The organism is Lactobacillus corticis (assembly GCF_018327645.1).
GTDB classification, from domain to species: Bacteria; Bacillota; Bacilli; order Lactobacillales; family Lactobacillaceae; genus Lactobacillus; species Lactobacillus corticis.
Map to the genome: position 1 here is coordinate 1 of NZ_BMAY01000053.1, position 228 is coordinate 228.

The window sequence follows — 228 nt, forward strand, 5'->3', positions numbered from 1 at the left end:
GGAAGAGCCGCGAGGCTTGGAGCGGACCAGTACTAATCAGTCGAGGACTTGACCAAAAGCGAGGTTTTCGAGAAGCGGAAGGTATTCAGTTTTGAGCGTGGAAGCTCAGAAAAAGGAAAAGAAGTGCGGTAGCGAAAGCAAGAAGGAAACACCTGTACCCATGCCGAACACAGAAGTTAAGCTTCTTAACGCCGAGAGTAGTTGGTGGGCAACTGCCTGCGAGGGTAG

At 51.3% G+C, this 228-nt stretch carries 1 rRNA gene; it reads left to right on the forward strand.

What is annotated here, in order from left to right:
* Window positions 1-124 precede the first annotated feature (124 nt).
* Window positions 125-228 (forward strand): 5S ribosomal RNA (gene rrf / locus KI210_RS08680); the annotation flags it as partial.